Here is a 13147-nt window from a genome sequence, read left to right as displayed (position 1 = left end):
GGACGCTGCCCCGGTAGCCAGCCGGGGCGGTAACGACAATCAGATATCTTTCACCCGGCTGGTCATAAATAGCGTCACCAGCGAGATAGCGGCAATTGTCCAGTAGACGCTGGCGTGCCCATAGCTTTGCGACAGTGCGCCCTGAATCACCCCGGCCAGAATCACCCCGGTAGAGATACTGTTGGTAAACAGCGTCGTCGCGGCGCCCGCCCGTCCGGGCATCAAATCCTGAAACCACAGCATGCCAATGCCGGCAACAATGCCGATAAACACGGCATTAAACAGCTGTAACACCAGCAGCGCCACGCGGTCGTGAAACAGAATCAGACCGATATAAAACAGCACGCCCGCCGCCACCGCAGTCACCATCATCTTGCGTTTCCCCCAGCGCTTAACGTAATAGCCCGCCAGGATCATCGCCGGGATCTCCAGCCCGGCGGCGGTGCCCATCAGAATCCCCGCGAGGCTATCGGGAAGGCCAAGATCGCTACTGATCCACAAAGGCATATCAATGATATACATGGTGTTGCAGGTCCACATCAGCGTCGAGGCAATAAACAGCATGCGTACGTTTTTATCGTGCCATCCTCCGGCCTGTACCAGAACTTCAGCGCCTTCCGAGGGTTGTTCAACGCGGGCGACCGAGGGCAGCTTGAAAGCAATCAGCGCCAGGCTAATAACAAAGATCCCGGCAGCAATCGAAAACATGGTGGTGAAGCCGTAGTTCAGCGCCAGCATAAAGGCCAGCGGCGGGCCAATAACCCATGCCAGAGAGAGCTGCGCACGCATTATCGAACTGAACATCACCACTTCACGCGCCGAGCTATCAGCATATTCCCGCGCGAGAGCAAAAAGCTGCGGCATCGCGGCATTCGCCACGGAGGCCAGCATAACCCCGCAGGTAATCAGCGTCAGATAGTGGCGATTAAAAGCAAACAGCAGCGCGTTTCCCACCGCCATCAGGCAGCAAAACATAATCAGCCGTCGGCGATCGCCCCGACTATCGGAGCGCTTAGCCAGCGCCAGGCTGACCAGTATGCCGGCAATGGCGTTAACCGTATAGAATAGCCCTACCCAGAAAGGCTGCGCGCCCACTTCGCGGCTGAGAAATAAGCTGAGCGTCGGCGCCTGCAGCGCGCCTGCGATTCCCATCATGAAAGCGACAAGCATAAAAGCGGCGTAAACGCCGTTAAGACGTCGACCCATCGTCATTAACCACAGCATGAAATATCCTTAAGCACGCGAAGAAAACGAAAAAAGCCAGCAGAAGTTTTCTGCTGGCGGGTGATTCTATACTCTATGGATTTCGAGTTGCGGGCAGGCGGCCAGAACGTAAGTCCCTGGGAACATAGATAACTATGTGACCTGGGCGAGCGGGCGCAGCCAACGCACCTGCAGCTTGAAAGACGACGAGTATAACACCAATACTCAGTCACACATGATGTCTGCAAGTCAATGATCAGAGGCCTGCGACGTAACTCCCCACTGCATCAGTTCGCCGAGAATTTCCTGCTGTCTTCCTGCCATCAGGCGGGCCAGCCATGACGCATCCTGCGTCGCAGAAAAGTAGCGTTGGTAGAACTGTTTAATGGTTGACCCCATCATATTCACCTCCTCGCTTCATCGACGTTGATTATTGACTTAATATAGGAAGTAATAAATTGCTGAGTTTTTATCAGGAGTTCCCCTTTTATGTCTTCCGGTCGTTTACAACAGCAGTTCATCCGCCTGTGGCAGTGCTGCGACGGCAAGTCGCAGGAGACAACGCTGAATGAACTGGCAGAGATGCTAAGCTGCTCGCGTCGTCATATGCGTACCTTACTCAACATGATGGAGGCGCGCGGCTGGCTGACCTGGGAGGCGGAGGCCGGACGCGGCAAGCGTTCCCGGCTCGCTTTTCTCTATACCGGTCTCGCGCTGCAGCAGCAGAGGGCGGAAGATCTGCTGGAGCAGGACAGAATCGATCAGCTGGTGCAGCTGGTTGGCGATAAAGCCGCCGTCCGCCAAATGCTGGTTTCCCATTTAGGCCGCAGCTTTCGCCAGGGTCGGCATATCCTGCGCGTGCTCTACTACCGGCCGATGAAAAATCTGCTGCCCGGCAGCGCGCTGCGCCGCTCGGAAACCCATATTGCCCGGCAGATTTTTAGCGCCCTGACGCGAGTAAATGAGGAAAATGGGGAACTGGAAGCCGATATTGCTCACCATTGGCAGCAGATCGCGCCGACCCACTGGCGTTTTTTTCTGCGTCCAGGCATTCATTTTCACCATGGGCGTGAGCTGGAGATGGAGGATGTCATCACCTCCCTGCAGCGCAGTAACACGCTGCCGCTCTTCTCTCACATCGAGCGTATCGACTCCCCCACCGCCTGGACTCTCGACATTCATCTCAGCCAACCCGACCGCTGGCTACCGTGGTTGTTAAGCCAGGTACCGGCCATGATCCTTCCGCATGAGTGGCGTACGATGGAGAATTTCTCCAGCATCCCCGTGGGGACAGGGCCTTACTCGGTTGTGCGTAATAATCAGAACCAGCTCAAAATTCACGCCTTCGATGACTATTTCGGCTACCGGGCACTGATCGATGAAGTGAACGTCTGGGTTCTGCCGGAAATCAGCGAAGAGCCCAACGGTGGGTTAACGTTACAGGGCACCACGCAAAGCGAAAAGGCGGTGGAAAGCCGTCTGGAAGAGGGGTGTTATTACCTGCTGTTCGATGCCCGTAGCCCGCTCGGCGCGAACAGCGCGGTACGCCAGTGGCTAAGCTATGTATTCCAGCCCGCTAATCTGCTCTATCACGCGGGCGAGCACTATCAGGGCAACTGGTTCCCGGCGTATGGCCTGCTGCCCCGCTGGCATCATGCGCGCAGCCACGCCTGTGAAAAACCGCCCGGTCTTGAAACGGTCAGGCTGACCTACTACCAGGACCACGTCGAGCATCGCGTGATGGGCGGGATCATGGCGACGCTGCTGGCCGAGCATCAGGTTAAGCTGGAGATCCAGGAGCTGGAGTATCAGGAGTGGCACCGCGGTGAGGTGGTCAGCGACGTATGGCTCAACAGCGCCAACTTTACGCTGCCGATCGATTTCTCCCTGTTTGCCTGGCTGTATGAAGTTCCCCTGATTCGCAATTGTATCCCCATCGACTGGGAGCAGGACGCCGCTCGCTGGCGCGCGGGTGAGCTGAATCCGGCGACCTGGAGCCAGCAGCTGTTGGCCAATCAAACCGTGGTGCCGCTCATTCACCACTGGCTGATGATCCAGGGGCAGCGCAGTATGCGCGGCGTACGTATGAACACGCTCGGCTGGTTTGACTTTAAATCCGCGTGGTTCGCGCCGCCGGAGCCGTAATGCTTTCAGTCCGCTGACAAAATCATTACACTAACTGCCGTTCTCAACGGGGTGCTAATAAACATACGCAATCTCATTCAAGTTGCTTCAACGCGCGGTTAGCGCGGAAACAACCCGAAGATAAAGCGTATGGGCTGAGAAAATACCCGTCGAACCTGATCCGGATAACGCCGGCGAAGGGATTTGAGGCCCTCTCAAAATCCTTTGCCACCCCTTTTTCTGAGGTGCAAAGTGTTGAAAAAATTACTCCCCCTGCTGGCGCTGGCCGCCGCGCCCGTTTTTGCCAAACCGCTGCTCACCGTTTATACCTACGACTCATTCTCCGCCGACTGGGGCCCTGGCCCGGCGGTTAAAAAAGCCTTTGAAGCCGACTGCGGCTGCGAGCTGAAGTTCGTGGCGCTGGAAGATGGCGTCTCGCTGCTCAATCGTCTGCGGATGGAAGGCAAAAACAGCAAAGCCGACGTAGTGCTGGGGCTGGATAACAACCTGCTGGAAGCGGCTTCGCAAAGTAAGCTGTTCGCCAAAAGCGGCGTCCCTGCCAGCGCGGTGAACGTACCCGGCGGCTGGAACAACGACACCTTCGTCCCGTTCGATTACGGCTATTTCGCCTTTGTTTACGATAAAAACAAGCTGAAAAATCCGCCCAGGAGCCTGAAAGAGCTGGTTGAGGGCGAGCAAAAATGGCGGGTGATTTATGAAGATCCGCGTACCAGCACGCCGGGTCTGGGCCTGCTGCTGTGGATGCAAAAAGTCTACGGCGATAAAGCGCCGGAAGCCTGGCAGAAGCTGGCGGCGAAAACCGTCACCGTCACCAAAGGCTGGAGCGAAGCCTACGGCCTGTTCCTGAAAGGCGAAAGCGATCTGGTGCTGAGCTACACCACCTCCCCGGCTTACCACATTATCGAAGAGAAGAAGGATAACTACGCCGCGGCAAACTTCGCTGAAGGACACTATTTGCAGGTCGAAGTCGCCGCCCGCACCGCGGCCAGCAAGCAGCCGGAACTGGCGGAAAAATTCCTCAAATTTATGGTATCGCCGGGCTTCCAGAATGCGATCCCCACCGGCAACTGGATGTATCCGGTCACTCAGGTTGCGCTTCCGCCAGGCTTTGACGCGCTGATGAAACCGCAGACGACCCTCGAATTTACACCGCAACAGGTGGCCGCCGAACGTCAGAACTGGATTAGCGCATGGCAACGCGCCGTCAGCCGCTAGCTTTCGGCTGGCTCCTGCCGGGACTCACGGCGGCCATCGTTCTGGTCGTCGTGGCGCTGGCCGCCTTTCTGGCGCTATGGTTCAGCGCCCCGGAGACCACCTGGAAAGCGCTTATCAGCGACGGCTATCTCTGGCACGTGGTGCGTTTCTCCTTCTGGCAGGCCTTCCTTTCCGCGCTTTTTTCGGTGCTACCGGCAATCTTCCTCGCCCGCGCTCTGTACCGGCGACGTTTCCCCGGGCGCACGCTGCTGCTGCGCCTTTGCGCGATGACCTTAATCCTGCCGGTACTGGTGGCGGTCTTCGGTATTCTGAGCGTCTACGGTCGTCAGGGATGGCTGGCTGAATTATGCAACGCGTTCGGCTGGCAGTGGGAATTCTCGCCCTACGGGCTACAGGGGATCCTGCTGGCGCACGTGTTCTTTAATATGCCGATGGCTACGCGCCTGCTGCTGCAGACGCTGGAAAATATCCCCGGCGAGCAGCGGCAAATCGCCGCCCAGCTCGGCATGCGCGGCTACGTCTTTTTCCGGCTGGTTGAATGGCCGTGGCTGCGGCGGCAAATCCCGCCCGTTGCGGCGCTGATCTTTATGCTCTGTTTCGCCAGCTTTGCAACCGTGCTGTCGCTGGGCGGAGGACCGCGGGCCACGACGATCGAGCTGGCGATTTACCAGGCTCTCAATTTCGACTACGACCCGGCGCGCGCGGCGATGCTGGCGCTTATCCAGATGATCTGCTGTCTCGGGCTGGTGTTGCTTAGCCAGCGCCTGAGTAAAGCGCTCGCCATCGGGGCCAGTCATATCCGCGGCTGGCGCGATCCCGACGACCGGCTATATAGCCGGCTGTGCGACACGGCGCTGATCGGCGCTGCGCTTTTGCTGCTGCTACCGCCGCTGCTGGCGGTGATAGGCGACGGGCTGAACAGCAATCTGTTTAGCGTGCTGCAGCAGCCTGCGCTTTGGCAGGCGCTGTGGACATCGCTGCGTATCGCCCTTGCCGCCGGACTCTTAAGCGTCATCCTGACCATGATGCTGCTGTGGAGCAGCCGTGAGCTCCGCGCCCGCCGTCGCCCTCTCGCCGGTCAGGCGCTTGAGCTGAGCGGCATGCTGATCCTCGCCATGCCGGGCATCGTGCTGGCCACCGGTTTCTTCCTGCTGCTCAATAATAGCGTGGGCCTGCCGGAATCCGCCGACGCCATCGTTATTTTCACCAATGCGCTGATGGCGATCCCCTACGCGCTTAAGGTGCTGGAAAACCCGATGCGCGATATCGCCGCCCGCTACGGTACCCTCTGCGAGTCGCTGGGGATGCACGGCTTTACCCGCCTCCGGGTGGTCGAGCTTCGCGCTTTAAAACGGCCGCTGGCCCAGGCGCTGGCCTTCGCCTGTGTGCTGTCGATTGGCGATTTCGGCGTCGTAGCGCTGTTCGGCAACGAAGATTTTCGTACTCTGCCCTTTTATCTGTATCAGCAAATTGGCTCTTATCGCAGCCAGGACGGCGCTGTCACCGCCCTCCTGCTTCTGCTGCTGTGCTTTTTACTCTTTAGCGTGATTGAAAAACTTCCGGGACGCGATGCTAAAACTGAATGATGTGACCTGGCTTTATCAGCATCTGCCGATGCGTTTCACGCTTGCCGTCGAACGCGGTGAGCGCATTGCGGTTCTTGGCCCCAGCGGCGCCGGGAAAAGTACGCTGCTGAACCTGATTGCCGGTTTTCTGCCGCCTGCCAGCGGCAGTATCGAGATCGATGGTCAGCCCCATACCTACACGCCGCCCGCGCGTCGCCCGGTATCGATGCTGTTTCAGGAAAATAATCTGTTTAACCATCTCACCATCCGCCAGAACATTGCTCTGGGAATGCATCCGGGGCTCAAGCTGAACGCGACGCAGACCGCCCGCCTGCAGGCCATTGCCGGACAGATGGGAATCGACGCCTTGTTAGAGCGGCTGCCGGGCGAGCTTTCCGGCGGCCAGCGTCAGCGTGCGGCGCTGGCGCGCTGTCTGGTACGCCAACAGCCGGTACTGCTGCTGGATGAGCCCTTCTCCGCGCTCGATCCCGCGCTGCGTCAGGAGATGCTGACCCTGGTTGCCGACATCTGCCGGCAACAGCAGCTGACGCTGTTAATGGTCTCGCACAGCGTGGAAGATGCTGCGCGTATCGCGCCGCGGTCGGTGGTCGTGGCTGAGGGACGGATTGCCTGGGATGGTGAGACCGCCGCGCTGCTCAACGGCAGCAGCAGCGCCTCGGCGCTACTGGGAATTAGCGCAAAATAACCTTATGCAGGATGTCGAGATAGACCGGCATCAGCGGATGACGGAAGGCGAGCACCAGGGCCGCGACGGCGGCGCATACCATCAGCGGCGCGATCCACAGCAGGCGCGAACGCGGCAGAAAGCGGGTGAGACGATCGCCGGCGCTTTTGGCGCTGCGCCACAATCGCCAGCACAGCCACGCCGCCAGCCACGCCAGCAGCGCCGCCCCCAGCAGCAGCCACTTAAAGCTGGCGCTATTCTCATCGGCCGGAATATCAATTGCCGCCCCGGCTAGTATCCCCGGTAAGAAGTAGAGCGGCGGCCATAGCAGGCAGCCGATGATATTCGGCGGGATAAATTTCGCGACCGGCAGATCCAGCATCCCGGCGACCATCGGCACCAGCGGGCGCGTTGGCCCGACAAAGCGGCCAATCAAAATGGTAAACATGCTGTGCTGATGCAGCGCATGTTCGGTTTTATCCAGCAGCGCTTTGTTTTTCTTTAAAAAAGACCAGCGATGCAGCGGCTTTTTAAACCGCCAGCCAAGCCAGAATGAGATCCAGTCGCCGAGCAAACAGCCGATAATCCCCGCCAGCCACGCCTGCCAGAAGTTAACCTCTCCGCTGCCGATCAGCGCCCCCAATCCGGCCATCATCACCGTTCCCGGTAAGATAAGCCCCACCAGCGCCAGCGACTCGAGGAAGGCGACCAGCAGAACGGCTATCAGGGAATAGACCGTCGATTGAGTAATAAAGTGTTCCAGCAATGCTTGCATAATGTACCCGGTTTAAAAACGAAGCACGGATTCTCCGGAGCCGTTCATACTTCGTCAAGCCATCATTTGTTTGTATAGTTTACTGGCTGTGTTAAAAATCCGGGCCATCATTTCACTTTCTTTACTTTTTATTCACACCCAGCGCGAAACTCGCTCGGGCTGGCGCCGGTGCATTTCTTAAACACGCGCGAAAAGTAGAGCTGGTCCTCAAAACCGACGTTACGGCCAACGGTAGCGATCGGCATCCGCGTCGTGCTCAGCAGCAGCTTGGCCTGGCTAATGCGCTGATCCTCCCGCCACCCCAGTACGCTGATCCCTAACTGCTGGCGGAACAGATGCGACAGGCGCGACGGCGACAGGCACACGTGCTGGGCGACGCTGGCAATGTCGAAATGGCTGTCCGCCAGATGATCGCTGATGTACTGGCAGGCATCGCGCACCCGGTTATCCAGCGGCGGATGCAGCGATTCATTGATGGCCTCCATACGGCGCAGCAGCAGTTGCTCCATAAGATTGATCGCCAGCAGCTCGGAATAACGCCCCGCGCCCTGCCCGGCCTCCACAATCTGCCCGAACAGCTCGCCAAAGCGCGCCTGCCACTGCTCATCCGGGCGGAAAAAGCCGGTCTGGGCAAAAATCGTTGGCCAGTTAAGCCATTCATGCCAGTAGGCGCGCGGCCGGAAATAGACCCACTGGTGATACCACTCGCGGGCATCGGGATGGCGGCCGTAGTGGTGTATCTCTCCCGGCGGAAACAGCAGCATATCGCCGGGGCGGCAGATAAACTGCTCCCCGTGGTTATTGATCACCCCTTCGCCGCGGATCGTCAAATTAAGGATATAGCCCTTCATGCCCAGCGGACGGTCAATAAAGAAATCCAGATAGCCGTCGGCCTCAATCGGCGTCAGGCCCGTCACCAGATGGGCATTAAAAGAGTAACCCGGCAACAAAGGATCGTTTTGCGTTTCAGCCATAAACTCTGCTCTCCCGGAGACATTAAGGACACCAATTGTCCATACCTTGCATTTTATCCTCAGGCTGAAGACCCGTACTGCGATGCGCGTTAGAAATCGGATTAAAACCCGCCTCATCTCGGCAAAAACTGAGCATGGCGCACAATTCAGGCGCTTTGGGCACATAACTGAAGTGTCTATAAAGACGGCAGGAAAGTCCACATTGAATATTTGCACGGCGTCACACTTTGCAGCTTCACAGCAATATAGTCCATAAGATTAGCGAATACGGCCTGACGGTTTTCAGCCCAGATATCTACTGTTGCACCATGAATGATTTTTAGCATGGAGTAACAGTATGGCAATTGCGATTGGCCTCGATTTTGGCAGTGATTCAGTACGCGCCCTGGCGGTAGAGTGCGCGACCGGCGAAGAGCTCGCCGCAAGCGTCGAGTGGTATCCGCGCTGGCAGGAGGGGCTATTCTGCGATGGCCCGAACAACCAGTTCCGCCATCATCCACGCGACTATATCGAATCAATGGAAGCCGCGCTGAAAAGCGTCCTCGCCGCCCTTAGCGCCGAACAGCGCGCTGCCGTCGTAGGTATCGGCGTTGATAGCACCGGCTCAACGCCCGCGCCCATCGACGCTGACGGCAACGTGCTGGCGCTGCGCGATGAGTTCGCCAACAACCCCAACGCCATGTTCGTGCTGTGGAAAGACCATACCTCGGTGGAGGAGGCGGAGGAAATTACCCGCCTGTGCCACCAGCCCGGCAAAGAAGATTACTCCCGCTATATCGGCGGTATCTACTCCAGCGAATGGTTCTGGGCCAAGATCCTCCACGTGACTCGCCAGGACCGCGCCGTCGCCGAGGCCGCCGCGTCGTGGATTGAGCTGTGCGACTGGGTGCCGGCCCTGCTTTCCGGGACGACGCGCCCGCAGGATATTCGCCGCGGCCGCTGCAGCGCCGGGCATAAATCCCTTTGGCATGAAAGCTGGGGCGGCCTGCCGCCAGCCGGGTTCTTCGATGAACTTGACCCGATAATTAACCGGAACCTGGCCTACCCGATGTTCAGCGAGACCTGGACTGCGGATCTGCCGGTCGGCACGCTGACCGCCGAATGGGCCGCGCGTCTGGGCCTGCCGCAAACCGTCGCCATCTCCGGCGGCGCATTCGACTGCCATATGGGCGCCGTCGGCGCCGGAGCGCAGCCAAATGCGCTGGTTAAAGTTATCGGCACCTCCACCTGCGACATTCTGATCGCCGATAAACAGAGCGTTGGCGAGCGCACGGTAAAGGGCATTTGCGGCCAGGTTGATGGTAGCGTCGTGCCTGACTTTATCGGTATGGAAGCGGGGCAATCCGCCTTTGGCGACATCTACGCCTGGTTTGGCCGCATTCTCGGCTGGCCGCTGGAGCAGCTGGCGCAGGCCCACCCGGAACTTAAAGAACAGATCAAAGCCAGCCAGAAACAGCTGCTGCCCGCGCTGACCGACGCATGGGCGAAAAATCCGTCTCTCGACCACCTGCCGGTAGTGCTGGACTGGTTTAACGGGCGCCGTACGCCGAATGCCAACCAGCGTCTGAAAGGGGTCATTACCGATCTGAACCTCGCCACCGACGCCCCGGCGCTGTTCGGCGGGCTGATTGCCGCCACCGCCTTCGGCGCCCGCGCCATTATGGAGTGCTTCACCGAACAGGGGATCCCGGTCAATAACGTGATGGCGCTCGGCGGCATCGCGCGCAAAAACCCGGTGATCATGCAGGCCTGCTGCGATGTGCTGAATCGCCCGCTGCAAATCGTCGCGTCCGATCAGTGCTGCGCGCTGGGCGCGGCTATCTTCGCCGCCGTTGCTGCCGGCGTCTACCACGATATTCCTGCCGCGCAGGAGCAAATGGCCAGCCGGGTGGAAAGCACCCTGCAGCCTCGCCCGGCGCAGGCGCAACGTTTTGAACAACTCTATCAGCGCTACCAGCAGTGGTCGCTCAGCGCGGAACAACGTTACCTCCCTTCGACTGCAAAAGCGGAATCCGCGCCGCAATCTCAGGCAGCCTTCACCCATTAAGGACATGAAAATGACAATTTTTGATAATTATGAAGTGTGGTTCGTTATCGGTAGCCAGCATCTGTATGGCCCTGAAGCGCTACGCCAGGTGACAAAGCACGCAGAACATGTGGTGAACAGCCTGAATGCGGAAGCCAAACTGCCGTGCAAACTGGTGCTTAAGCCGCTGGGTACCACGCCGGATGAGATCACCCATATCTGTCGCGACGCAAACTACGATGATAAGTGCGCCGGGATGGTGGTGTGGCTGCATACCTTCTCACCGGCGAAAATGTGGATCAACGGCCTCACGATCCTGAATAAACCGCTGATGCAGTTCCATACTCAGTTCAACGCGGCGCTGCCGTGGGACAGCATCGATATGGACTTTATGAACCTGAACCAGACCGCCCACGGCGGCCGCGAATTTGGCTTCATCGGCGCGCGGATGCGTCAGCAACACAGCGTGGTAACCGGCCACTGGCAGGATAAAGAAGCCCATCAGCGCATCGGCGCATGGATGCGTCAGGCGGTTTCGAAACAGGATACCCGCCACCTGAAAGTGTGCCGTTTCGGCGATAACATGCGTGAAGTGGCGGTCACCGACGGGGATAAAGTCGCCGCGCAGATTAAGTTTGGTTTCTCGGTTAACACCTGGGCGGTGGGCGACCTGGTACAGGTCGTCAATGCGGTCACCGATGGCGAAATCAGCGCCCTGGTCGATGAGTATGAAAGCAGCTATCGCCTGACGCCAGCGGTGCAAATCCACGGTGATAAGCGGCAGAACCTTCTTGATGCCGCGCGCATTGAGCTGGGGATGAAGCGCTTCCTGGAACAGGGCGGCTTCCACGCCTTTACTACCACCTTTGAAGATTTGCACGGCCTGAAACAGCTTCCGGGTCTCGCCGTACAGCGTCTGATGCAGCAGGGCTACGGCTTTGCGGGCGAAGGCGACTGGAAAACCGCCGCCCTGCTTCGCATCATGAAGGTGATGGCAACCGGTCTGCAGGGCGGCACCTCCTTTATGGAGGATTACACCTACCACTTCGAGAAAGGCAACGATCTGGCGCTGGGCTCGCATATGCTGGAAGTCTGCCCGACCATCGCTACCGCGGAGAAACCGATTCTCGACGTCCAGCCGCTGGGCATCGGCGGGAAAGCCGATCCGGCGCGCATCATCTTTAACACCCAGACCGGCCCGGCGATCGTCGCCAGCCTGATCGATCTCGGCGATCGCTATCGTCTGCTGGTGAACACCATTGAGACGGTGAAAACGCCGCACGAGCTGCCGAAGCTACCGGTGGCCAATGCGCTGTGGAAAGCCCATCCGGATCTGCGCACCGCGTCCGAGGCCTGGATCATTGCTGGCGGCGCGCACCATACCGTCTTCAGCCATGCGCTGACCCTTGATGATATGCGCCAGTTCGCAGAGCTACAGGATATCGAACTGACCGTGATTGACAACGAGACCCGCCTGCCCTCCTTCAAGGATGCGCTGCGCTGGAACGAAGTGTATTACGGTTCAAAACGCTAAGAGATCGTCCCCTCACCCTTACCCTCTCCCATAAGGAGAGGGTACCGCTCGGGCGCGAAACTGCTTTTCTCCCCTACCCTTGAACCGGGAAGAAAAGTTCGGGCACGGGACGGCTTCCTCCCTGGCCCTCCGGGAGAGGGTCGGGGTGAGGAGAAGCTGACTCGCCAGCTATTCGGAGCACATTATGTTAGAAGATCTTAAACGCCAGGTTCTCGAAGCCAACCTGGCCCTGCCAAAGCACAATCTGGTCACTCTCACCTGGGGCAACGTCAGCGCCGTCGACCGTGAACGGGGCGTGCTGGTGATTAAACCCTCAGGCGTCGACTACAGCGTCATGACCGCCGAGGATATGGTGGTGGTCAGCCTGGAGACCGGCGAAGTGGTTGAAGGCCAGAAAAAACCCTCGTCTGATACCCCGACCCACCGTCTGCTGTATCAGGCATTCCCGACGCTGGGCGGTATTGTCCACACTCATTCGCGTCACGCCACCATCTGGGCGCAGGCCGGACAGTCGATTCCCGCTACCGGCACGACCCACGCCGACTATTTCTACGGCGCGGTTCCCTGCACCCGGCTGATGACCGACGACGAGATCAACGGCGAGTACGAGTGGCAAACCGGCGAAGTGATCGTCGAAACCTTTCGTGAAAAAGGCATCGATCCGGCGCAAATGCCCGGCGTGCTGGTGCACTCTCACGGGCCGTTTGCCTGGGGTAAAAACGCCGAAGACGCAGTGCATAACGCCATTGTGCTGGAAGAGATCGCCTATATGGGCATCTTCTGCCGCCAGCTGGCGCCGCAGCTGCCGGAGATGCAGCAGACGCTGCTGGATAAACACTATCTGCGCAAGCACGGCGCGAAAGCCTATTACGGGCAATAAACCCGCGCTCTCCCCGGCTCGCGCTGCGCTTAGCCGTATATGGACACCTCCCGTTATGCAAGCCATCTCTGCATTTTGTGTAACGGGGTAAGTTGCGTTCGTATATCCGGCCTCTCTTACGATACCGTCGTATCCGGGCCATGAT

Annotated in this window: 11 protein-coding genes and 1 riboswitch; of the genes, 7 read left to right on the top strand and 4 right to left on the bottom strand. The window is 58.7% G+C overall.

Annotated elements, in window-relative coordinates; translation table 11 throughout:
- Positions 1–39: 39 nt before the first annotated feature.
- Entirely contained in the window at positions 40–1224 is a 1185-nt protein-coding gene (locus ACSIPU_RS20590; RefSeq protein ID WP_004108168.1) for a sugar efflux transporter, read from the bottom strand.
- A gap of 228 nt (positions 1225–1452) precedes the next feature.
- Positions 1453–1605 carry a glucose uptake inhibitor SgrT gene (sgrT, locus tag ACSIPU_RS20585; RefSeq protein ID WP_004108171.1) on the bottom strand — a complete coding sequence of 51 codons (153 nt, stop codon included), beginning with the start codon at positions 1603–1605 and terminating at the stop codon, positions 1453–1455.
- 87 nt (positions 1606–1692) lie between these two features.
- Between sgrT and sgrR the strand changes: the two genes are divergently transcribed.
- The 4 genes from sgrR to thiQ all read left to right on the top strand — a co-directional run bounded on the left by sgrR (position 1693) and on the right by thiQ (position 6834).
- Entirely contained in the window at positions 1693–3348 is a 1656-nt protein-coding gene (sgrR, locus tag ACSIPU_RS20580; RefSeq protein ID WP_004108174.1) for an HTH-type transcriptional regulator SgrR, read from the top strand.
- A gap of 37 nt (positions 3349–3385) precedes the next feature.
- A riboswitch (TPP riboswitch) is annotated at positions 3386–3548 on the top strand.
- A 31-nt stretch (positions 3549–3579) separates the two neighbouring features.
- Complete coding sequence (gene thiB, locus ACSIPU_RS20575) at positions 3580–4563, top strand: thiamine ABC transporter substrate binding subunit (RefSeq protein WP_023329242.1); 984 nt, start codon at positions 3580–3582, stop codon at positions 4561–4563.
- Positions 4539–6149: a thiamine/thiamine pyrophosphate ABC transporter permease ThiP gene (gene thiP / locus ACSIPU_RS20570; RefSeq protein ID WP_049121329.1), complete on the top strand. Its 1611-nt coding sequence runs from the start codon at positions 4539–4541 to the stop codon at positions 6147–6149. The genes thiB and thiP overlap by 25 nt, the downstream gene beginning before the upstream one ends.
- Entirely contained in the window at positions 6133–6834 is a 702-nt protein-coding gene (gene thiQ, locus ACSIPU_RS20565) for a thiamine ABC transporter ATP-binding protein ThiQ (protein ID WP_016807509.1), read from the top strand. Before thiP ends, thiQ begins: the two co-directional genes overlap by 17 nt.
- Here thiQ and ACSIPU_RS20560 read toward each other — a convergent pair.
- Together ACSIPU_RS20560 and araC are read right to left on the bottom strand one after the other, a co-directional pair.
- Positions 6821–7588 carry a DedA family protein gene (locus ACSIPU_RS20560; protein WP_004108185.1) on the bottom strand — a complete coding sequence of 256 codons (768 nt, stop codon included), beginning with the start codon at positions 7586–7588 and terminating at the stop codon, positions 6821–6823. The two genes, thiQ and ACSIPU_RS20560, sit on opposite strands and share 14 nt — an antisense overlap.
- 128 nt (positions 7589–7716) lie before the next feature.
- The gene (gene araC / locus ACSIPU_RS20555) at positions 7717–8562 is read right to left on the bottom strand and encodes an arabinose operon transcriptional regulator AraC (protein WP_004098545.1); all 846 of its coding nucleotides are present in this window, start codon (positions 8560–8562) and stop codon (positions 7717–7719) included.
- 337 nt (positions 8563–8899) lie between these two features.
- On the opposite strand from araC, the gene araB reads away from it, so the two are divergent.
- From araB to araD, 3 genes are all read left to right on the top strand, one after another.
- Positions 8900–10609 carry a ribulokinase gene (gene araB / locus ACSIPU_RS20550; RefSeq protein ID WP_142475534.1) on the top strand — a complete coding sequence of 570 codons (1710 nt, stop codon included), beginning with the start codon at positions 8900–8902 and terminating at the stop codon, positions 10607–10609.
- Between the two features lie 10 nt (positions 10610–10619).
- Positions 10620–12122: an L-arabinose isomerase gene (araA, locus tag ACSIPU_RS20545; RefSeq protein WP_004110533.1), complete on the top strand. Its 1503-nt coding sequence runs from the start codon at positions 10620–10622 to the stop codon at positions 12120–12122.
- A 184-nt stretch (positions 12123–12306) separates the two neighbouring features.
- Positions 12307–13002: an L-ribulose-5-phosphate 4-epimerase gene (gene araD / locus ACSIPU_RS20540; RefSeq protein WP_017145008.1), complete on the top strand. Its 696-nt coding sequence runs from the start codon at positions 12307–12309 to the stop codon at positions 13000–13002.
- Positions 13003–13147: the final 145 nt, after the last annotated feature.

Origin of the sequence: Klebsiella sp. HN106 (genome assembly GCF_051209435.1) — a bacterium.
GTDB classification, from domain to species: Bacteria; Pseudomonadota; Gammaproteobacteria; order Enterobacterales; family Enterobacteriaceae; genus Klebsiella; species Klebsiella oxytoca.
This window is presented reverse-complemented; position numbering and strand designations above follow the sequence as displayed.

Coding starts and splice junctions, on each gene's coding strand:
- araA (WP_004110533.1), top strand. CDS start 10,620: ATGACAATTTTTGATAATTATGAAGTGTGGTTCGTTATCGGTAGCCAG.
- thiQ (WP_016807509.1), top strand. CDS start 6,133: ATGCTAAAACTGAATGATGTGACCTGGCTTTATCAGCATCTGCCGATG.
- araB (WP_142475534.1), top strand. CDS start 8,900: ATGGCAATTGCGATTGGCCTCGATTTTGGCAGTGATTCAGTACGCGCC.
- araC (WP_004098545.1), bottom strand. CDS start 8,562: ATGGCTGAAACGCAAAACGATCCTTTGTTGCCGGGTTACTCTTTTAAT.
- ACSIPU_RS20590 (WP_004108168.1), bottom strand. CDS start 1,224: ATGCTGTGGTTAATGACGATGGGTCGACGTCTTAACGGCGTTTACGCC.
- sgrR (WP_004108174.1), top strand. CDS start 1,693: ATGTCTTCCGGTCGTTTACAACAGCAGTTCATCCGCCTGTGGCAGTGC.
- sgrT (WP_004108171.1), bottom strand. CDS start 1,605: ATGATGGGGTCAACCATTAAACAGTTCTACCAACGCTACTTTTCTGCG.
- araD (WP_017145008.1), top strand. CDS start 12,307: ATGTTAGAAGATCTTAAACGCCAGGTTCTCGAAGCCAACCTGGCCCTG.
- ACSIPU_RS20560 (WP_004108185.1), bottom strand. CDS start 7,588: ATGCAAGCATTGCTGGAACACTTTATTACTCAATCGACGGTCTATTCC.
- thiP (WP_049121329.1), top strand. CDS start 4,539: ATGGCAACGCGCCGTCAGCCGCTAGCTTTCGGCTGGCTCCTGCCGGGA.